This is a genomic window from Ruegeria sp. S84, assembly GCF_056583445.1.
On sequence record NZ_CM152618.1, the window covers coordinates 2702255 to 2722410 of the forward strand.

General features: G+C 53.0%; 16 protein-coding genes and 2 pseudogenes. 2 read left to right on the forward strand and 16 right to left on the reverse strand.

Going from position 1 to position 20156, the window contains the following annotated elements; translation table 11 throughout:
- Window positions 1-87 precede the first annotated feature (87 nt).
- The 4 genes and pseudogenes from AC1DFB_RS13600 to AC1DFB_RS13615 form a co-directional block, all read right to left on the reverse strand.
- Window positions 88-393, reverse strand: a pseudogene (locus tag AC1DFB_RS13600) (hypothetical protein); the annotation flags it as partial.
- Window positions 390-1379 (reverse strand): TniB family NTP-binding protein, encoded by a 990-nt coding sequence (locus tag AC1DFB_RS13605; protein WP_480921478.1) that lies wholly within the window; start codon window positions 1377-1379, stop codon window positions 390-392. The gene AC1DFB_RS13605 and the pseudogene AC1DFB_RS13600, both read right to left, overlap by 4 nt.
- Window positions 1376-3334, reverse strand: a complete 1959-nt coding sequence (locus AC1DFB_RS13610) for a Mu transposase C-terminal domain-containing protein (RefSeq protein WP_480921479.1) — start codon at window positions 3332-3334, stop codon at window positions 1376-1378. Before AC1DFB_RS13610 ends, AC1DFB_RS13605 begins: the two co-directional genes overlap by 4 nt.
- Entirely contained in the window at window positions 3331-3963 is a 633-nt protein-coding gene (locus AC1DFB_RS13615; RefSeq protein WP_480921480.1) for a hypothetical protein, read from the reverse strand. The genes AC1DFB_RS13610 and AC1DFB_RS13615 overlap by 4 nt, the downstream gene beginning before the upstream one ends.
- Window positions 3964-4112: 149 nt before the next feature.
- On the opposite strand from AC1DFB_RS13615, the gene AC1DFB_RS13620 reads away from it, so the two are divergent.
- Window positions 4113-4940, forward strand: coding sequence for a hypothetical protein (locus AC1DFB_RS13620; RefSeq protein ID WP_480921481.1), 828 nt, complete (start codon window positions 4113-4115; stop codon window positions 4938-4940).
- A 25-nt stretch (window positions 4941-4965) separates the two neighbouring features.
- On the opposite strand, the gene AC1DFB_RS13625 is transcribed toward AC1DFB_RS13620, so the two are convergent.
- The 5 genes from AC1DFB_RS13625 to AC1DFB_RS13645 all read right to left on the reverse strand — a co-directional run bounded on the left by AC1DFB_RS13625 (window position 4966) and on the right by AC1DFB_RS13645 (window position 12825).
- Window positions 4966-5448 (reverse strand): DUF3291 domain-containing protein, encoded by a 483-nt coding sequence (locus tag AC1DFB_RS13625; protein WP_480921482.1) that lies wholly within the window; start codon window positions 5446-5448, stop codon window positions 4966-4968.
- A gap of 356 nt (window positions 5449-5804) precedes the next feature.
- Window positions 5805-7937, reverse strand: a complete 2133-nt coding sequence (gene drt3b, locus AC1DFB_RS13630; RefSeq protein ID WP_480921483.1) for an antiviral reverse transcriptase Drt3b — start codon at window positions 7935-7937, stop codon at window positions 5805-5807.
- Window positions 7927-9288 (reverse strand): antiviral reverse transcriptase Drt3a, encoded by a 1362-nt coding sequence (gene drt3a, locus AC1DFB_RS13635; protein ID WP_480921484.1) that lies wholly within the window; start codon window positions 9286-9288, stop codon window positions 7927-7929. Before drt3a ends, drt3b begins: the two co-directional genes overlap by 11 nt.
- 444 nt (window positions 9289-9732) lie before the next feature.
- A complete protein-coding gene (gyrB, locus tag AC1DFB_RS13640) occupies window positions 9733-12150 on the reverse strand; it encodes a DNA topoisomerase (ATP-hydrolyzing) subunit B (RefSeq protein ID WP_170395385.1) in 2418 nt (805 codons plus the stop codon).
- Window positions 12151-12252: 102 nt separating this feature from the next.
- Entirely contained in the window at window positions 12253-12825 is a 573-nt protein-coding gene (locus AC1DFB_RS13645; RefSeq protein ID WP_170408653.1) for a TetR/AcrR family transcriptional regulator, read from the reverse strand.
- Window positions 12826-12924: 99 nt separating this feature from the next.
- Here AC1DFB_RS13645 and AC1DFB_RS13650 point away from each other — a divergent pair, with 99 nt between their 5' ends.
- A complete protein-coding gene (locus AC1DFB_RS13650; protein WP_170423365.1) occupies window positions 12925-13491 on the forward strand; it encodes a carboxymuconolactone decarboxylase family protein in 567 nt (188 codons plus the stop codon).
- On the opposite strand, the gene recF is transcribed toward AC1DFB_RS13650, so the two are convergent.
- From recF to mutM, 7 genes and pseudogenes are all read right to left on the reverse strand, one after another.
- Window positions 13488-14585 carry a DNA replication/repair protein RecF gene (gene recF, locus AC1DFB_RS13655; RefSeq protein WP_480921485.1) on the reverse strand — a complete coding sequence of 366 codons (1098 nt, stop codon included), beginning with the start codon at window positions 14583-14585 and terminating at the stop codon, window positions 13488-13490. The genes AC1DFB_RS13650 and recF overlap by 4 nt on opposite strands.
- Window positions 14586-14624: 39 nt before the next feature.
- Window positions 14625-15746 (reverse strand): DNA polymerase III subunit beta, encoded by a 1122-nt coding sequence (gene dnaN / locus AC1DFB_RS13660; protein WP_010442547.1) that lies wholly within the window; start codon window positions 15744-15746, stop codon window positions 14625-14627.
- 225 nt (window positions 15747-15971) lie between these two features.
- Window positions 15972-16619, reverse strand: coding sequence for a chromosomal replication initiator protein DnaA (locus AC1DFB_RS13665; protein WP_480921486.1), 648 nt, complete (start codon window positions 16617-16619; stop codon window positions 15972-15974).
- Window positions 16555-17355, reverse strand: coding sequence for a DnaA ATPase domain-containing protein (locus AC1DFB_RS13670; RefSeq protein WP_480921487.1), 801 nt, complete (start codon window positions 17353-17355; stop codon window positions 16555-16557). Before AC1DFB_RS13670 ends, AC1DFB_RS13665 begins: the two co-directional genes overlap by 65 nt.
- Window positions 17356-17897: 542 nt before the next feature.
- Window positions 17898-18161 (reverse strand): 30S ribosomal protein S20, encoded by a 264-nt coding sequence (gene rpsT / locus AC1DFB_RS13675; RefSeq protein ID WP_010442545.1) that lies wholly within the window; start codon window positions 18159-18161, stop codon window positions 17898-17900.
- 227 nt (window positions 18162-18388) lie between these two features.
- The gene (locus AC1DFB_RS13680; RefSeq protein ID WP_170395375.1) at window positions 18389-19165 is read right to left on the reverse strand and encodes an enoyl-CoA hydratase; all 777 of its coding nucleotides are present in this window, start codon (window positions 19163-19165) and stop codon (window positions 18389-18391) included.
- A gap of 66 nt (window positions 19166-19231) precedes the next feature.
- A pseudogene (gene mutM / locus AC1DFB_RS13685) lies at window positions 19232-20082 on the reverse strand (bifunctional DNA-formamidopyrimidine glycosylase/DNA-(apurinic or apyrimidinic site) lyase).
- Between the last annotated feature and the right edge of the window lie 74 nt (window positions 20083-20156).

The window sequence follows — 20156 nt, forward strand, 5'->3', positions numbered from 1 at the left end:
CTCCGAACAATTTGGACAAACGTCAACCAGCCTCAATCGATGTTCATGACATGCAGTTACCAGGGAGTGCCGCCATAGCGCTTGATATGGTTTCTTTTCCGCGAGGCATTGTGGGCAAACTGGGTCAGAGTGAAGACGTTCGTATTGCCAGTCTCTACTAGGATCTTTCGGTGGCGAGCTAGGTGCGAGACGTTCAAGTGTCCCGGGCGGGACCCTCAACTCCTCTTCAATTGCGGCGATATCATCAACCAATTGACGCCCGTATCGATTGCCAAGTTCTGCCAAGAAATCCGACGTGAAGTAGTGTGCTTTTGCTCGCCCTAAACGCCTAATATAGCCCAACAGGCTTTCTGAATTTTTTGGTCTCAGAAAGTCAGAGCGTCTCGATGTCATGCGGCCTCTAACGCTTCAAGGTCAATGAGTGACTCTGGGGTCACATCCAAGCCAGCGTCCTGCATGACATGGATGTAGGATCGAACAAGGTCGATTTTCTGAGGTGCTTCCTCCCCAAAAAAGTAACCAGCGTTTAGGCTCTTTTGCGTCAACTGAATTGCGCTGTCCGAGATAATCTTGGATGTCAGCGTCTTCGACTTCATCTTGAGCGCGGCCACTTGGAGGATGCGCACAAGCATTCCAACGCGACCTCCAGTTACGCCGTACAATCTGACCACCAGTTCTTCGAAATCAAAGTCAAACTGGCCACCGGCGGCTTGCATGTTGCATAGAGCTTCAGAGAACGCTGCGGCAAAGCTTGTAGCATCGGCGCCATTCGACCAAGCATACGGAAATAGCTCGATAGTCGACAGCGTTCTGTCCCTCAATTGCTCGTTTTCATCAATGAGCCCTTGAAACTTAGGCAAACCGGCGAGGATCAACGTGACCCCTGTTTGATCGATTAGCCATTTGAAATGGTCGGTTGCGCCACGTTTTGACAGATGAGCACCTCGTTCGGCGCAATGGCTACATTCATCCAACGCGATTGTGCGAATACCTTTTTCACGCACAGCGAAGCACAGACGGGCCTGTAAATCGTGCGCGCTTTGGGTTGGTCCGGCTTTGACCCCAACGGCTTCGAGCATCGCTGTAAGCAGTGTCTTACTGTTTGGTTTGGTCGGAATACTTCCGATGACAAAATCACTTGCTCCGCTCAAACCAGAATATTCAAGCAGGTCGCTACTGAGATCTGGTCGCTTGCCGAGTCCAACTTGAACGTCATTCAAGAGTTGCGTCTTTCCGCAACGTGTAGGCCCAGACAAGAAGACTGCGGCGCCGTTTAACTTGCGAGAGATGGAGACGGCTTCAACCAATTTGTCTTTGGCAACCAAATAGCTCGGATGTTCAATTGTCTGGTTCAGAACTTCAAACACTCGCTCTGTCATTGCGGGCACCCTCCTTTAGAGACAAAACTTGGCAGTTTGCTGGGCAGATCAAACTCAGGTTTTTCCGCCCTGTACGCGGGCTCTGAATGCCCGTGCTTATCCATGACTTTCTTGGATTGCGCGAAGATTTCCTGTCTTCGCTCCTCTTTGGCGGCCTTCTCCCGAGACTTTGCGGTCTTTGTCCTTGCCTTTGGTTCTTCTTCGTAAAGGTGCAGAGCCATCGCAGCGATCAGCGCCTTTTCTTGAAGCTCTTCGTCTTCCGGGGTGAAGGTTTGCTTTCGCAGCCTCGCCAACTCATCGAAGGATAGAGCCGGGCACTCTTCATACTTTGCGGGTACGAAGAAATGCTCATTATTCAGGCGATCCAAAACCGCAATTTCTCGAATGTCATTCGGGTCAACGCGGATATCGACTGTCGTGGGTACACCGACCATTTTCAAGTAGTTGGCGAGTTCAGCGCTATGGTATGTCACTCCTCCGTAGGAGATACCGTACCGTTGCGCAGTTCTCGTCGCGGCCTGAACCATAAACATTTCTCTGAGTTCGTGGGGATCTGGGGGCATTGGTACAAAACACTCTGGGAAAGTCCTCTTCCAAGATTGCATCGGAGATTCCAGTCTTCGGAGAACGTGTTGTACGCGTCGTCTGGGCATGCGTAAGTACACATCGTAGCGCCATTTTTGCAGCCGCGTTTCAATCTCTTGCAAAGTCAGGCGGGCCTCTTTTTGTGCCTTGTCCGTCCGATCTCTGGGGCCAATGAGGGACGTTTGCGAAGCACCAGGGAATTGAGTGACAAACCGGCTCAGCTCTAAGAAGAAACGTTCGATGAACGGTTTTTTATCCGGTCGACCTGGGATCATCTTGCGCCATTCCAGGCTCGAACAATCGATGATCGTATGGAAGACGTCACCGCTGTTTTCGGTGCCCTGGTCTGTAATCAACAGCTGAGGCGTCCCAATTGTCTGAAAATCATTCTCGATACCGTGCATCATGAAAAATGCTGGTGTTTTGGGCTCCAAGATTTCCTTTACAGTTCGAGAGACCAATGCAGTGTCGGGACGGCTCCAGCTGAGTTGCATCCCAAGAATAACACCGGTTGCGCAGTCGATTGCTACGCAAATGTGGGGGCGGCCAATTGGGGTTCCGTCATCATCGACGCACCAAACATCGAGCGTGGTGCAATCCAATTCCACCCTTTCGAGCGGGGTGGATACTCTTTGGTACTCCAGCGCCATTAGATAGCGCCTGTTTGCCTCTTCGTCCCCCAGTCGCCGTTTTAAAAGTCCGGCATGTGGCAGGCTGTAAACAATTGCTTCAACACATTTTCTTCCGCAGGGACCGGGCACCTTGCCTTCGGATTCGCATTGCCTTCGGTACAGCCGCTTGGCTTGCCGGGCAATCCAAGTGATAGTTTTTAAGTCGTTGTTAAGAAAATGTTCTTCCAAAAGATCCAAAACGACTTCCCGGAACTCCGCGTTATACCTCGGAGTACGATTGCCGGAATTACTTGTCTTGGATCGTAGACCTGCTTTTCCTGAAAGTAGGTACTGCGTGCGCCAGTTCTGAATGGTCCTTACAGTCGGAAAAGGTTTCTTCCGATGCACATGAAGCGGATGCGCAGCGAACTCATCTGCCAATTTGTCTCTAATCTTAGCCCACGAGTATCCTTGTCTTTGTAGTTCAGTTACTCTGACAAGGATCAGTTCTCGAAAGCACGTTTCGTTGTTTTCCTCTGGTGTACCCAGTCTTTTGGAAGTCGTACCATGAAGATGCGGGCTGCTTACCGCACCGAGAGAATAAAGCGTCCTGAATTCTTCATTGGTAATTTCTTTGTATGTCCCTCGTTCATCCTGAAGCAAAACGTGGTCTCGTTGATGATCAAACTCCTTGACCACGAAAGCTTCCGTTCCGATGAGAACATTCCATCCGACATAGTTGGGGCCTTGCTGCGTCACAGTGGAAAGATCTCCAGATGAGACTTTTGGCCGTGGGCTAACCGTCCAACAGATTTGGGTCGGAGCATGCCTGCTCTAAGATCAACTGAGATGTGGCCCAATACGATTGAACTTAGTACATCGATCTGGCTACAACCCAGTTCTTTCAGGAGAAATTCCAGCCGGAACGTTTGTGCTTCAATTGAAGACAGTTTGCGAAGAAACTCGTCAGTCGGAGACCTCCGAATATAGGGATGTAGAGATCGGATATTGTGCACCAAATCTCTGGCAAGAAATTGATCGGTGAGGATCAGAAGCTCTAAACCGAGGCTTCTAAAGATGTTTGGCAGTAGCAACGTGCTCTCATTGTGCTTCAACAATCTAGAGTGTCGCACTTCCACGAAGAGCTTCCGGCCATCAAAACAGATGACTTCAAAATCAGGGGTGTAAGGTTTTGGTTTGTATCCCGTTCCCTTGAACTTGGTGATGAGCTCCTCTTTTGTTGGATAAACACGACCTGATTTCAGATCGAATGTGCAGGGTTGCGGCCGGATAGCCTTAACCTTCGGGTGCAGGTCACAACCAAAGGCAAAACTTGCCTCCAACCCACTTTCAGTCTGGATCACGCCTTTTGCTTTTCTTGTCGACAAGAAATGCGACTTCTTTTTTGCCCTCTTCGCCAAGCTTGGCGCGCAGGGATTTCTGCTCTACTGTCGATTTTCATAGGGTATTCCCTACAATATTAGCGTCGTATTTTGCAAATAATTGTTGACGATGCACAATAATGGTGAACTAACCGATGCGAAAAAGCAACGGCCTCGAAGACGTGGCAAAAAAAGATAATTGGATAGATTTTGGCGAGGCCTTAGCAGAAGCGGTCGAAAACCCAATAAAATATGACCTTCGCACATCTTCGGAAGTTCTGAATATGGTGGCGGAACTAAGAGGGAAGCGTGCTCATACCCTGAGAAACCCGCTCGAAGCATACAAGTGGTTAAAAAAGAGATTTCCTGACGTAGAAAAAGATAGACCAGCTTGGTTGGGTATGACCCTGGTCATGTTTTTGATGAAAATAGAAGAACTGGATCCGACCACTGCTGAAAGACTAGCGCCCCAGGTCTTCGGCGGACAAATGAGACAAGTCGAGCTAAAGGCCGAGTTCGACCGACTCCGACAGGAGCGAGCAGAAAAGCACTCGGATACTAATCTTTCAAAACTATCCTCTCCTCAACGCGCGCAAATTTTTGATCAAACTGTTTTCTCTTTTCTCAGGGTATACGGGCCTAAGATGTTCGGATCCGATAACGCGGTGCTCAAAGACGGAAGGAGCCTAGGCTCATTGTATCCTGACTACGTCATCGAAGTTGACGGGAAGCCCAAGGTAGCGGTCGAAATAAACGCGCACAGGACAAGAGTAGAAAGACAGTTCGCAATAAACACGCTTGGCTATCTTTGGCTCCTTAGGAGACTTGTACCAGAGGCGCTCTTAATCGTACCTCAAGACTCTGGTTATGACCTGAAACATCTGGCAAAGCTCCGAGATGAAATTGGTCTTGATGGAATTCGTTTCGCAACACTACCAGAAGTTGGAGCCAAGCGTTTTAAAGACTTGGTGGTTCAGGAGTAAGTAAAAGAACCAAAGAATAGTTGTGTTAACTTTGTAGGCGCTGAGCTGCTTGTCTAGCAACCATGTCTCTACCAGTTGCAAAATCATAAGCCTCCGAACTTGGCCCATCTGTTCTCAACCGATGAAGTCTTTCCTTTCCTTCTGTCAGGCTCGGTATATGGCCAGCCTGGATCGGCCAGATGACATAGCTTGGCTCACCGACATGCTCAAACCACTCCGTCCGGCGATCTAGAAACTGACCATGGATAGTCCTGTGAACAAAATGCTCCAAATCTGCAAAGCTCTGCCAAGTCGATAGTGTCGCCAGTGCGACCTGTGGCCGACCAAACAATGCACCGGTGTCGTTCTCCGGTAGATCGTAGCCCTCTCCTTGAAGGCGCCAGATAAAACCTTTGGATCGATCTGCGACAGAGTTTAGACGATCCGAGTTGTCCTCGAACCCCGCAATACGGGGATCTCCTAGCGGGTGCAGCAAGTACCCCATGTTCATTTGTGCAATATGTTCCACAAAAAACTCCACCGCTGACAGTGGCTTCAACAGTCACCAGCAGCTAGGACTCTGTCCAGCGATTTTAGGTCCGAGACCTGCAAACCGGCACGCAGAAACAACGCCGGCGCTGATCGCTCGATGCATCCTCTGCGGTTTATTCGTTTGTCGAGTAGCAGCCCGAAGCGGTCATTGCCGATCCGCAGGTCAGGCGGGAACCGGACTTTCGCTGCAGGATAAACGTAAAGAGGATAAGCCGGCGGTCCGCCCCCCGCCAGCGTGATCAGTTGCCGTTTATAGGCTGCCTGATCTTGGAGCTTGTGTGTGTGCCGCATAGCCTGAAAGGCGGGCAATTTAGTTTAGGCGAAGCTCTGCCATCAGTATACTTCTCGTGTGCGTTTCTTGTCCAGCGCGATGGACAAGTCAAAACCCTTCCAGTCCGTGAACCAAAATGGCGAAGCTGATTTGATGGCGCGGAAGTCTGTGACTGAATGCCCATAAACCCGTGCAAGTCGATATTTGGTTCGAGCCGAAACGAATGGACAGCACGCAATATCAAGATACGCCATCAAGGGTTCCGCCTCGTTGTGAACATAGGCCGCCCGGCTCTTGACTCTGGCTACAAGCGCCTCTTCTAAGGCCTGACGAAATCTCGAATACCGCCGTTTTCCGGTCGCGTAGCTCAAACCAACAGTCACCGCGAAGTAGTCAATCTCAGAACTCGCCTTGTAACTTTTGCCTTGACCGCTGTCGTCCATTCCAAAGTATTCAGCCAGCGCTTCTTCAGACACGAGATACTCCCTCCCGAGTTTTCTCAAAGCTAAAATTAAGTACATCACCTCTATGTTGGGCTGCCCTTTCGTTGAAGTTCGCCGTAGCTGCCGCGCAACATTGTCAAAGATGTACTTGAACACCTGGTGTTTACTATCTCGTCCAATACCAGCTTCGTGCATTTGATCGACCACTATGGAGATCAATCTAGCGAGGCGGATCGAAATGTTTGCTCTTGGATCGGCAGCGTAAACAAAGAACGAAAACTCCAATATTCCAATGAGGGCTTGAGTCAGTTTTCGCTCGTCCCTCAGAGGTTTCTGTGTTTGTTCGTTTCTAAGGAAGATTTTTGAAGTGTTTCTCTCAAGTGCTGCAAAGGAGTAGTTTAGGATATCCTTGTACTCGACGCCGGTCTCCTGAAGGATACTCTTGAAGCCAACGATCAGGTTATTGGAACGAACTCTTGGGGTGAATTTCTTCACCTTCGCTCCAGACCCGCTTGGGTCATCTACCTCCTTTTCATAGATTTCGATACACTCTCCAAGCACTGAACGAACACGGTTCTTTGCAATCGTGAGCTTCGTGATAATCGGTTTTTGTATGACCGTAGATTTCGACGCGTTGACGCCAAGCTTCAACTCTTTCAGTGCGATCCCAAGCTGCCTTTCGACGTGACTCAAGTCCACTTGAGATGTGCAGAAAATGAAGTAGTCGTCCACATACCTGAAAGCTTGATAGTGGTCTCGATGACGGTAACCATGCACTTCGAACATTGACCGCTGAAAGTTCCTGTCAGCGTACTGCAAAATAATCTCAGCAAATATTCTGGAGAACTCAGGGCCAATAACTATACCGTTGGTCTCGCCTTGGTTCATTTCCTGCATAAGTCGATCAAATCTACCGCCAAAGGTGTTTCCAGATTTATCCAGAAAGTCTTTAGCCGCTGCGGTTCCCAAAGTGCTCCAAGGTAATGAATGTGTGTAGATGCTATCGAAGCATTTTGACACGTCTAGCCGAAGCAGGAGGTCGAACTTCTTTTCCGCATTATGATACTTATAGTGCTCGAAGAACTTAAAAATGTTGCTGTAGCTTCTGTAGGAGAAGAACGAGCCAAGATTTTCGTATTCTTTTGAATTTTGTTCAACTGAGTCGGCGATTCTTGATCGACGCTCATAAAACAAACGATCAGAAAACTTCACTGTCTTTGCCACCGACGCTGGATGCCTAATCGAAAACTCACTTAGGCCAGCATGGTAGACTATGTTGGCACTGTTCCGATTATAAAAATGAGCGACAGCCAGTTGATTTCTCGGGTGAATTACAGACAGCCTGCGGAACTCGCGCTCTTTGTGTGCAATATCAAAACCATAGGGTTTTGTTCGCATAGCATACTCCGAAAGCTTCCATTCTCTTTTGGATATCGTTTTGCCATCTCGGAGAAAATTGCTTTGCGTAGGGTTCTCAATAGTTTTTCGGTCTTTTCTCGGTGGTGGTGAAGTCAGCGGGTGCTTTCGGCAGGTTCCGAACAATAATTGAATGACCTCATCCAATCCAGCATCCGGACACTCCCAAACAACATATGTATCTCGACCTCTTTGCTCGAGTCTCACATCGTGCTTGGTAACAAAGTCAAAGAAACCTCCGTTGCTGAAGGTCGGCGGGACTTCGAAGGGATGAACGTCAGAGAGTATCGGTCTGTGGTAGCTAAAGTTTGCCGGGATCGAGCGTTTACTGACCATACTTCCAAGCCTTTGTTATCTCTTCAAATTCACGCAACCGGTGGAACCGACGGAATGTTCTTTCAGAATATCCAGTTTGAAATGAGTACGCCTGAAGCTTGGTCCTTAGACTTGCGCTGTGTGCTAGCTTACCAATGTGCGTAGCCAGTGCATCGTCTAGTCTTTGAAGCTGAGACAAATCGGTCAGGTGTGGATTGCTGAAGTAGATACCCACAAACGCGTTTTGCTTGCTGTGCGTTAGCTGCGTGTTTCCAGTGAGGTACTGCACACGTTTGACGAGCAACCTGTATGCTTTCTTAGACTTCTTTGCCCGTTGTCGATTGTATCTCGTGAAACACGCGTCGAGCCTTTTCTTGTATTTCTGAAACTTTGCGTCGCTCATCAGAACCGTACACGAAGTACTCCGCACGGAACGAAACTTGTAGCCTAGGTACGTCAGCTCAGTAGCCGGAGGAGCTTCTGTAGACTTGCTCGCATTAACGAGGAGCCTCTTGCGCCTAAGTTCTTCGACAACTTTCTTTCGGTAGTCGTCGGTAGTGGAACCTTTCGTAGGGGCAAAAAGCACGATGATGTCATCAACGTAACGAGCAAAAAAAGCGACGTCCTCAAGCGACGATATCCGATCATCGAAATCTCGCATGTACAGCTCTGACAAGATTGCACTAAGACCTACGCCGCGCGGCAAACCCCGTGCCGCGGTTCCTGCAGCCGCAGCATAGTCCCATAGAAGGCGTTCGATCAGACGCATTGTCGTCGCGCTTAAGAGTTGATCAGATCTCAGCTTGGAAAGCAAAATAGAGTGGTCGACCGACTCGTAGAACTCTTGCACATCCAATTTGACCACGTGATACGGAAATCCGTCACTCAGGCAGTCGCTCAGTTGCGTTACAATTTGATTTCTATTCGCTTGCCTTACTTTGTAGATTCTGGAGATGTTATTGGCGATTTGTTTGATCGCGTAGTAGCTCTGCGCATAGGAGTCCACGGGTGTTTCAGGAACAACATAGACAGGCTTTCCATTGGGGCCTCCCACCCTGCGTATGCTTATCCTAAAGCTCTTCTTTGATATTTCATCCGAGATGTTCGCCAAACAGGAAAGCAACTCTTGATCCCTTGCTTTCCTAGCATTTTCACGATCTTCCTTGAGTGCGTCAAAAATCGCTTGGTCGGCTGCCGAATACTTGTGCTTGTGAGTGGCTCGGAAGTGTTTGGTCGCCCTTATGCAATCTTTTAGCTCTTCGGTGGCAACCAGAACAGAAGGAAAGAATTCGAGACTCTTGTTCGAACTTCGCCGGTTTTCGATTTCTGTAATTCTACTTAGGTTATTAGGTGAAAACGATTGATCAAACACTTAGTCTGCGGCCCCAATGAATGGCGAATTATGGCAAACACACTTCAAAAGTGTACGAGTTGCAACCACGTATCGCGTCAGTTTGCCAAGAAGTTCGGACTTCAAGATAAAGGCTGAGCCGGAACACTGTTGAAAATTGACAGCGGTCATTCGATCCACCGAAGTTGAACGGCCGGTTTGGGCCGTCCGTCCGACTTTGCAAAGTCTGCTTTCTGCGCATCACAGACCTTCGCGAGAATCCAACCAAATAGGCTGCATAGATCCCAAGGTTTCTTTGGGAGACCCTTTGCGGGATTGAGCAACGCCAAGGGCCATAACCGCGACGACTACGCAAAGAACTGATTGAATTCATCGCTAAGGCAGACAATCGCGCTGCGCAAAACTATGGGCAAACTACGCAAACTTATGGGGTGCGCGAAGTGTTTTGCGCAAACCTACAGCCGCTCAAAAATCCAAATTCTCCACACTCAGAGCATTCTTTTGAATGAATTCACGACGCGGCTCTACCACGTCGCCCATAAGCTTGGTGAACAGATCATCGGCCTCGACCATATCATCCACGCGTACTTGCAACAGGGTCCGTGCGTCCGGGTCCAGCGTTGTTTCCCAGAGTTGATCGGGGTTCATCTCTCCCAAACCTTTGTAGCGTTGCAGCGACAAGCCCTTTTCGCCTTCTTCCAGAATCGCGCGCAGCAGGTCGAGCGGGCCGTGTATGACTTGACCCCGATCGCGACGCACCAACGTTGCGGGGGTGTTGTAGACCTCTTGCAGGCTTTGGGTGAAACTGCCGGTTTTGCGGGCCTCACCCGAACGCAACATGGGGCCGTCCAGTGTGCGTACTTCTTCCACACCGCGCAGGATGCGCGCGAGGCGGATGCCGTGATCCTGTGTGATGCGGCCTTGCCAGCCGCGTTCGTATTCCAGTGCAATCAAGTCAAGGCGCGCCGCGACCTTGTCGGCCACGCCCTGCAAATCGGCATCAACAGCGCCGGGCACGAAGGCACCGGCTACAGCAGCCTGCTCCAGAATATGGCGCGGATAATGCGTTGGGAAGGCGTCCAGCACTCGCTTCAGCTGGCGCGCTTCATCCACTACGCGGGTCAGGTCCTGGCCGATGATTTCCTCGCCCGAGCCTAATTTAAGTACTGCGCCTTCGACGCCCTGATTGATCAAATAATCATCCAGCGCGGCCTGGTCCTTCAAGTAAACCTCTGATTTACCGCGAGAAACCTTGTATAGTGGTGGTTGAGCGATGTAGAGATACCCGCCCTCGATCAACTCTGGCATTTGCCGGTAGAAGAAGGTCAACAAGAGGGTGCGGATATGCGCGCCGTCAACATCTGCGTCCGTCATAATGACGATTTTGTGGTAACGCAGTTTTTCGATGTTGAATTCGTCGCGGCCAATGCCGGTGCCTAGCGCCATCACGAGGTTACCGATCTCTTGGCTCGACAACATCCGGTCAAACCGCGCCCGTTCCACGTTCAAGATTTTGCCACGCAAAGGCAGAACAGCCTGAGTCAGCCGATCTCGACCGGTCTGGGCAGAACCACCAGCCGAGTCCCCCTCGACCAGGAAAACTTCAGTCTTGGACGGATCTTTTTCAGAGCAATCCTTCAGCTTACCAGCCAGATAGTTCACATCCATCGCCGTCTTGCGGCGAGTCAATTCGCGGGCTTTACGGGCGGCCTCGCGCGCTAATGCTGCCTCGATGATTTTACCGACAATCCCCTTAGCCTCATTCGGGTTCTCTTCGAACCATTCAGCCAGCTTCTCGTTCATCAAACCTTCGACCGCCGGGCGCACCTCAGAGCTGACCAGCTTGTCCTTGGTCTGGGACGAGAATTTCGGATCGGGCACTTTCACAGACAACACGCAGGTCAGGCCTTCGCGTGCATCGTCACCGGTAAAGCTGACCTTTTCCTTCTTCGCGATCCCGCTGGACTGAGCATAGTTGTTGATCGTCCGGGTCAGTGCACCACGGAAGCCAGCCACATGGGTGCCGCCATCGCGCTGCGGGATGTTATTGGTGAAGGGCAGCACGGTCTCATGATAACTGTCGTTCCACCACATCGCGATTTCCACGCCGATATCGTCACGCTCGCCCTTGATATAAATCGGTTCGGGCATCGCCGGGGTCTTGGACCGGTCGAGATATTTGACAAACTCTTTGACGCCACCCTCGTAGAACAGTTCGGTTTCCAGCCGCTCAGCAGGGCGTTCGTCGATCAGAATAATCCGCACGCCTGAGTTCAGGAAAGCCAGCTCGCGCAAGCGCTTTTCCAGCGTCTCAAACGAGTATTCGAGGTTCGAAAACGTGTTGGTCGAGGCCAGAAATCGTACCTCGGTTCCTGTGCGATCGCCGCACTCGCCGACGACTTTCAGATGTTCCGCCGTCTCACCGCCCTCAAAACGCGCCACATGTTCCTTGCCGGCCCGCCAAATGCGCAGTTCCAGCCAATCGGATAGCGCATTCACCACCGAGACGCCCACTCCATGCAGACCGCCTGACACCTTGTACGAGTTGCTGTCGAACTTACCGCCAGCGTGCAGTTGGGTCATGATGACTTCAGCCGCTGAAACGCCTTCCTCGGGGTGGATATCCACCGGGATTCCACGTCCATTGTCGCTGACCGAAACGCTGGAATCCGCGTGAATTTTTACAGTCACATGGTCGGCATGACCGGCCAGCGCCTCGTCAATTCCGTTATCGACAACCTCGTACACCATATGGTGCAGACCCGAACCATCATCCGTATCCCCGATATACATACCGGGACGTTTGCGAACTGCCTCTAAGCCTTTGAGAACTTTGATGGAATCAGCGCCGTATTCTTGGGGTGCCTGTGCGTCTTCGGACATGCCGTTAGTACCTATATTATTTTGGTAACTTATACGTTTTCTGGTGGGGATTGTCACGTGCTCCCCCCATATTTTGTGGTTCTGATCCGCTTAATTTGCGGATCAAAGCCGATCAAGGTCTGCTGCAATATCCTCGGCGATTTCTGCCGCGTTCACATCGTCCCGTTCGGCTGACAATCGCAACCCCAGAAGGTCGGATTGATAGCGCGCCGCCAAGCGATCCGGGTCATGACTTGGCGCGATTTCTCCGGCCTTCTGCGCGCTGCGAAAGAGGTCCGCAAAACAAGCTTTCATGTCAGCCATGTGGGTTTGCGCCTGATCAGCCAAATCATGGTCTTTGGCTTGCAATTCCGCATAAGTCTTCGCCAACATGCAGGCTTTTGTTGGCAGTTCCGACGCCTCGATCACACGACGAGGTTGCACCTTAAGAGCACCAAGCGGGCCCAATTCCTGCGCCAAAGCCTTCATATTGGCAACCCCTTCCCGAGTATACCGCTCTAACGCCAGGGCGTAGAGCGCATCTTTCGACCCGAACGCCGCGTAGAAGCTGCCCGGTTTAAGCTTCAGCTCTCGCTCGAGATCCTTAAGCGACGTCCCCGCCCAGCCGTGACGCCAAAAAATGTCTCGCGCCTGCGCGATAAGCGCGTCTCGGTCATATGAGGGTTTGCGGGGCATCGTTTCACCAATTCTTGAACGTTCGCTCAAATATATACTTGAGTGATCGCTCAAGAAACCCTAAATACGACTCATCGCGCCAGAAACAGGAGTTTTGACATGGCCAATTTCCCGTCTCACGACCTAGAAACCGCCCCGGAAGGGTCCAAGCCGCTGCTTGAGAAATCTCAGGCTGCATTCGGCCGCCTGCCCGGTCTTCATAAAGTAATGGCCGAAAGCCCCCAGCATCTGGAAGGCTATCAGGTTCTGCACGGCCTGTTTCTGCAGACCGATTTCAACAACGACGAAAAAACCGTTGTCTGGCAAACCATCAATGTCGAAAACGAATGCCATTACTGTGTGCCTGCGCATACCGGCATCGCAAAGATGATGAAAGTCTCTGACGAGATCACCGAGGCGCTGCGCAACGAAACTCCGCTGCCCACGGCCAAGCTGGAAGCGCTACGCACCTTTACCCTGCAAGTGATGGAAACCCGTGGAAACCCGACTGAGGAACAGCTGCAGGCCTTCTTTGACGCTGGCTATTCCCACCGTGCGGTCCTGGATGTCGTACTGGGTCTGGCACAAAAAACCATGTCGAACTACGTCAACCACATGGCCAAAACCCCGGTCGACGAAGTGATGCGCGGCTTCCTTTGGGAACGCAAAGTCGGCGAGCCTGCCTAAACGCGGACGACCGAGCCCTCGTCGCCTTCGGTAACGACCAGCGTTTGGGCTCGATCCCCCAATTCCGCAAATAGCTCAGGCCCGGTGCCCGTCATCCAGGCCTGTGCGCCCAGCGCGCAAATCTCATCATACAACGCAGCGCGCCGACCCGCATCCAGATGCGCGGCCACCTCATCCAGCAATACAATAGGAGGTGCTCCAACCATCTCCGCCAACGCTCGCGCGTTTGATAGGATCAGCGATACCAGCAGTGCTTTCTGCTCACCGGTCGAGCAATCTTTGGCAGGAACGCCCTTGGCGGAATATACACCATACAGGTCTGATCGATGCGGGCCGACCAAAGTCCGCCCGGCGGCCAGATCGCGAAACCGGCTTTCATCCAAAGCTTCTCGCAAGTCTTCCGCCGTCTCAGGCATTGCACCTTCGGTTTGAACCAATTCAAGATCCGCTGACGGAAAGGCCGTCTCAGCTTTATCCTGTGCTGAGCGCAGATACTCCAACGCACTCAACCGCGCGGCGTGGATGCGATGCCCCATCTCGGCCATCTGCCCTTCCAGCGCCGCGTACCAATGGGCATCGCGAACTTGTTCTTTCAGCAACCGGTTCCGCTCGCGCATCGCTTTTTCATAGGTCAGAGATGCCTCGGCATGTGCCGGATCAAAACTCAGCGCGATCCGGTCGAGGAACCGCCGCCGCCCTTCGGCCCCTTCGATCCAGAGACGGTCCATCGATGGGATTAACCAAACTACCCGCGCCAGCTTTCCCAATTCAATCTGGCTTGAGGTCTTCTCATCAATCCGCACCTGCCGCGCCGCACCACCTTCGGACCAGGTTTCAATCTCGAAATTCTGTCCTTGCGCATTCAATAGCCCAATCAGCTTCCACCCCAGCGCCTCGGGGCGCCGTGTCATCTCAGCGGCGCTTGCCCGCCGCATCCCGCGCCCGGGTGAGAACAGAGAAACCGCTTCCAGTATGTTGGTCTTACCGGCCCCGTTTGGCCCATGTATCGCCACTGGCCTCCCGTCCAACGACAGGCGCGCCAGCTTATGAGACCGAAAATGCGAGACCGTAAGCTCGGTCAGGGCCAATCCCATGACCCCTCTCTTTCGTTAGAGATCACCCAGTCGAGGCAATCAGACGCGCATCGGCATTACGACGTATACCGCGCTTTGGTCGTTGCCTTCGCGCATCAGTGTCGGATCACCTGCCGAATTGAACATAAACACCGCATTTTCACGATCCACTTGAGACGCGATTTCGAGCAGGTATTTGGCGTTGAACCCGATCTCCAGACGCTCATCCCCGTAAGCAACTGCCAGCTCTTCCTCAGCCGCACCACTGTCGGGTGCATTCACTGACAGAACCAGCTTATCCGCATCCAACTGCAGTTTGACGGCCCGCGACCGTTCGGACGAAACTGTCGCCACACGATCCACGGCCTGCGCGAATTCAGCCGCGTCCACTTCTAACTTGCGCGTGTTGCCTTGCGGGATGACGCGTGTGTAGTCCGGGAACGTTCCGTCGATCACTTTCGAGGTGAGCGTGATGTCAGGTGTTGCAAACCGCACCTTGGTTTCGCTGACCGAGACGGCGATGTCCATCTCGTCATCATCCAGCAGCTTGCGCAGTTCGCCCACGGTTTTGCGGGGCACGATCACGCCCGGCATATCCGCTGCACCATCCGGCAGATCCGCATCGATCCGTGCCAAGCGGTGACCATCAGTCGCCACGCAACGCAGTACCTTTCCGCCCTCGGAACCATCCGCAACGTGCATGTAAACGCCGTTCAAATAATATCTCGTCTCTTCCGTGGAAATGGCAAACTTCGATTTATCGAACAGCCGGCGCAACAATGCCGCCGACGCCGTAAAGTTCGATTGGTATTCTGAAGACGCCATTACCGGGAAATCTTCTTTCGGCAGCGTGGCCAGAGAAAAATTCGAGCGCCCCGCTTCCACGGTCAACCGCCCAGCTGCACTATCTGCGGTCAGGGTCACCAGCGCCCCATCAGGCAGTTTGCGTACGATCTCATGTAGCGTTGTGGCCGCAACAGTCGTGGCGCCCGCTTTCTCGACCTGCGCGGGGGCCTTGTCGACCACTTCGATGTCCAGATCGGTGGCACGAAACAGCGCCTGATCGCCTTCGGCCTCGATCAGCACGTTGGCAAGTATGGGAATGGTGTTGCGACGTTCGACAACTGACTGGGCCTGCGAAACGGCCTTGAGAAGGGTGCCGCGTTCGATGCTGATCTTCATACCCTCTGTTCCTTTGACTTGCGTGCCGAAATAGGCGGGACTGGCACGTTAGCGTCTCAGCCCTGAGGCACAAGGATTTTTTACGGATTTCTGGGTCGGATTGCCTCGGTGGTCAAGAGCAGCGCGCGTGAAACACACCAGATCATTCTCAACCGTGGACAATAGCGCACAAGAAAACACCCCGAACGCAATAGCCCGGGGTGTTTTTCAAGGATTCAGTGCGGTTTAGGCTTCCAAGGCCCGGCGCAGCATCTCAACATCTTCGGCAATCTGGCCATCGGTCAACTTCAGCTCCTCGATGCGCTTCACGCCATGCATGACCGTGGTGTGGTCGCGCCCGCCAAATCGACGGCCAATCTCAGGCAGCGACCGACTGGTCAGTTGCTTGCACAGATACATCGCCACCTGACGCGGACGCGCATAGGACCGCAGGCGTTTAGGGCCGATGATATCGCTGAGGCGGATGTTGTAATAATCCGAGACCTTTCGCTGGATCTCTTCGACGGTGATCTTGCGCTCGGAGGCGCGCAGTACATCGGCCAGACAATCCTGCGTCAGCTCCATATCGATCTCGCGCCCGACCAGCGAGGCAAAGGCAAAAAGGCGGGTCAGCGCCCCTTCCAGCACGCGCACATTGGTCGAGATGCGGTGTGCAAGGAACTCCAATACACCATCAGCAATGGTCAGATCGGGATAAGTGCTGCTGTACTGCTGCACTTTGTTCTGCAGGATTCCCAGACGCAATTCGTAGTCTGTGGGATGAAGATCGACGACAAGGCCACATTGCAGGCGTGACTTTACGCGGTCTTCAAGGTCCTTGATCTCGCCCGGCGCGCGGTCGGCCGAGATGATGATCTGCTTGTTCTGATCCACCAGCGCGTTGAACGTGTGGAAAAATTCTTCCTGCGTCGAGATCCTTGCCAGCGATGAACTGCACGTCATCGACCATCAGCACATCGACCGAACGGAACAAGTGCTTGAAATCCATCATGCGGCGCTCACGCAAAGCCTGCACAAAGCGATACATGAACTGTTCCGCTGACAGATAAAGCACATTCAACTCGGGGTGCTTGGTTTTCAACTCCCACGCAATCGCGTGCATCAGGTGGGTTTTACCCAGTCCAACACCACCGTAAAGAACAAGCGGATTGAAAGTTACCGGTCCGCCCTCGGATACGCGGCGAGCTGCGGCATGTGCAAGTTCGTTGGGTTTGCCAACAACAAAGCTATCAAAGGTAAACCGTGCATCCAGTGGCGCAGCCTGTAGTGCTTCAAGCGCATCGTTGGCTGTATCTGTGACAGCGGGCCGGGTTTCTGGCGCGGGAGATGGCTTGGGCTCTTCCACCAATGTGGGACGGGCTGACGAATTGGCCGCTGTGCGAAATGCCAAGCGCTGAACCTTTTCGCCCGATGTGTTCAGCTCATAGAGAATAAGGTCCGCAAAATTCTGACTGACATAGTTGCCCATGAAGTTGGTCGGCACCGAGAACACCGCTACACCATCCTGCAACTCCTGAAACTCCAAGGGTTCAATCCAGGTGGTAAAATTGTTCTTCCCAACCGCCTTCATCAATTTGCTACGCAGTTGTCCCCATTTCTCTTGTGTCATTCGGCGCCTCACGCATCCCATTCATTATTGGCCTTAAGGCCTTTTTAATGTGTCCCGAATTACGGGCCTTTATGGCGCTCACACACAAGGGAACGTTTCGCCAAACCTGATGGTCTGGCGGGTACGCTCGAATATCATCGCAGTCCAATACAGCACGGCCCCAAAATGGGGGCACACCCGGAATCCGGGATGCGCATGATATTCCAATTTATCGACAGGGCCAGGATCTTCGGCTAACCCGAGACCCAGAGCAGATCGTCCAACTGACCGAAGCCAGCTTTCGAACATTCGTTCCTAAATCTTTCCGATGCCCGTCGGTCAGATCCTTGGAACAGCCTGTCCCCCCAAGCGAGTGAATCGCTGACTAAGTCGTAGCAAGAGCCCAAGGGTCCGGGCAACGAAACTCTGATATTGACTCGGGGTTCTGGGCGAAAGAATCTCTCGGCTTCGTGAAGACGCGGCTTTCCGGCAACAATGAAAAAGGCGTCGCAATCAGCGACGCCTTTTTCGCAAATCAACGCTTGACGCGTTTTCCCAAAGAATCAGCCCAGCGCTTTGACGCGCGCCGACAGGCGCGACATTTTGCGGGCTGCTGTGTTCTTGTGGAAGACGCCTTTGGTGACGCCACGCATCAACTCGGGCTGAGCGGCGCGCAGGGCTGCGGTAGCCGCGTCCTTGTCGCCGGATGCGATCGCTTCTTCAACTTTGCGCAGGTGGGTACGGATGCGCGAACGACGCGCTTTGTTGACGGCGAAGCGCTTTTCGTTCTGACGGGCGCGTTTCTTTGCCTGGGGCGAATTTGCCATGTGTCTCTGACCTTTTGTTCGGTACGGTTATCTTGAGTTGCGCGCCACGGACATATCCGCACCGGATCAGAAATCACGAGTGTGAGTCGGGCCAAGCGGGCCGCACGCGCATGTATGACGGCGGTCTCTAACCAAGTTTGGCAGGTTTGCCAAGCTGATTCTTCCAGTATGTGATGAGGGAAAAAGGCGGGGTCTGCCCGCCTAATATCACTAGGCGACGATTACGATCACTTGTCGCGGAACTGAGCCGCACGTTTTTCCAGAAACGCGGCCATGCCTTCTTTCTGGTCCTCTGTCGCGAACATCGAATGGAACACCCGACGCTCAAACAGCATGCCTTCGCTCAGCGGCAGCTCATAGCTGCGGTTCACAGCCTCTTTGGCCGCGATGGCCGTGATCTGCGATTTCTCTGCAATCTTCTGCGCCGCACCGGTTGCCTCTTCGATCAGCTTTTTGGCGGGCACGACACGACTGACCAATCCCGCGCGCTCGGCCTCTTCAGCGTCCATGAAGCGGCCTGTCAGGTTCATGTCCATCGATTTGGACTTTCCTACGAAGCGGGTCAGACGCTGACTGCCACCAAGCCCCGCGATGACTCCCAGATTGATCTCGGGCTGGCCGAACTTGGCGGTGTCGGCAGCGATGATGAAATCGCACAGCATCGCCAGTTCACACCCGCCGCCCAGCGCGTAACCGGCAACGGCAGCGATGATAGGTTTACGGATCGCGGAAACCCTATCATTGGCGTCCGCAAACAGATTAACGTCGAACACATCGACAAAGCTCATTTCGGACATTTCCTTGATGTCCGCACCGGCGGCAAAGGCCTTGTCCGAGCCGGTGATGACGATGCAGCGCACCTTGTCATTGCTATCCGCATCTTCCAGCGCCTCGCACAGCTCACCCAGCAACTGGGTGTTCAGCGCGTTCATCGCATCGGGGCGGTTGAGCTTGATAAGGGCGACGTGGTCTTCGATTTCGACGATGATCGTCTCAAAAGCCATGAGGTGTAAGCTTCCGGTTGTTCCGTTCAGGTACGATTCCTTATCACGCGATTTCGCTGGATCAAGTTATCTTTGGCATTGCGCGCAATAGAAGGATGAGCGACCGGACTGGGTGATTCTCTTGATTTCAGCGCCACAACCCTCGGTTCGACAAGGCTCTCCTTCGCGGCCGTAGACGTCAAAGCTGTGCTGAAAATATCCAAGTTCTCCATCGGCTTGGCGGAAATCGCGCAGCGATGACCCCCCGCTTCAATCGCGTCCTGCAACACTTTTCTGATGATCGGCACAAGGGCCGCAACGCGTGGCGCAGAAATCTGTCCCGCTTTGCGACGTGGCGACACCTTGCCGCGATAAAGCGCTTCGCAGACGTAAATATTACCCAAACCGGCAACGATTCCCTGATCCAACAACGCCGATTTGACCGGGCTGTTCTTGCCTTTGAAGGCGTCTATCAGGTGCTGTTCGTGAAAATCATTACCCAACGGTTCAGGTCCCAGAACCGATAGCAGCTTGTGCTGCTCCGCCGTTGCCGTCGGCAGCAGGTCCATTGCCCCGAACCGGCGCGGATCGTTGAAGGTGATGCGTGCGCCATTAGCCATATGAAACACCACGTGATCATGTTTCTGCGCCATCGGATGCTCATGCGCATACTGTCCGAGCGGATCGCCAGAGACCGTCATCCGCCCCGACATGCCCAGATGGATCAACAACGTCTCGGCACTGCTGAGATCCGCCAGAATGTACTTCGACCGTCGCCGCAGCCGATCCACCCGTTGCCCCGTCAGCCGCTCGGCCATCCGAGCCGGGAAAGGCCAACGCAAATCGGGGCGATTCACGTCTGCCCTTTCGATCACTGCGCCCTCCATTGCGGGGCTCAGGCCGCGTCTTACTGTCTCGACCTCGGGCAATTCGGGCATTACAGGGCTCCTATTCCAAAGGGCCGCATTGTGCCCGCCTCTTATCGCCCTATAACAGAGGCGAAATTCGACAA

Bases quoted from the DNA above. Each gene is read 5' to 3' on its own strand.
- AC1DFB_RS13620 (WP_480921481.1), top strand. From the start codon at position 4,113: ATGCGAAAAAGCAACGGCCTCGAAGACGTGGCAAAAAAAGATAATTGG.
- gyrB (WP_170395385.1), bottom strand. From the start codon at position 12,150: ATGTCCGAAGACGCACAGGCACCCCAAGAATACGGCGCTGATTCCATC.
- AC1DFB_RS13650 (WP_170423365.1), top strand. From the start codon at position 12,925: ATGGCCAATTTCCCGTCTCACGACCTAGAAACCGCCCCGGAAGGGTCC.
- AC1DFB_RS13605 (WP_480921478.1), bottom strand. From the start codon at position 1,379: ATGACAGAGCGAGTGTTTGAAGTTCTGAACCAGACAATTGAACATCCG.
- dnaN (WP_010442547.1), bottom strand. From the start codon at position 15,746: ATGAAGATCAGCATCGAACGCGGCACCCTTCTCAAGGCCGTTTCGCAG.
- AC1DFB_RS13680 (WP_170395375.1), bottom strand. From the start codon at position 19,165: ATGGCTTTTGAGACGATCATCGTCGAAATCGAAGACCACGTCGCCCTT.
- AC1DFB_RS13670 (WP_480921487.1), bottom strand. From the start codon at position 17,355: ATGACACAAGAGAAATGGGGACAACTGCGTAGCAAATTGATGAAGGCG.
- AC1DFB_RS13645 (WP_170408653.1), bottom strand. From the start codon at position 12,825: ATGCCCCGCAAACCCTCATATGACCGAGACGCGCTTATCGCGCAGGCG.
- rpsT (WP_010442545.1), bottom strand. From the start codon at position 18,161: ATGGCAAATTCGCCCCAGGCAAAGAAACGCGCCCGTCAGAACGAAAAG.
- recF (WP_480921485.1), bottom strand. From the start codon at position 14,585: ATGGGATTGGCCCTGACCGAGCTTACGGTCTCGCATTTTCGGTCTCAT.
- drt3b (WP_480921483.1), bottom strand. From the start codon at position 7,937: ATGGTCAGTAAACGCTCGATCCCGGCAAACTTTAGCTACCACAGACCG.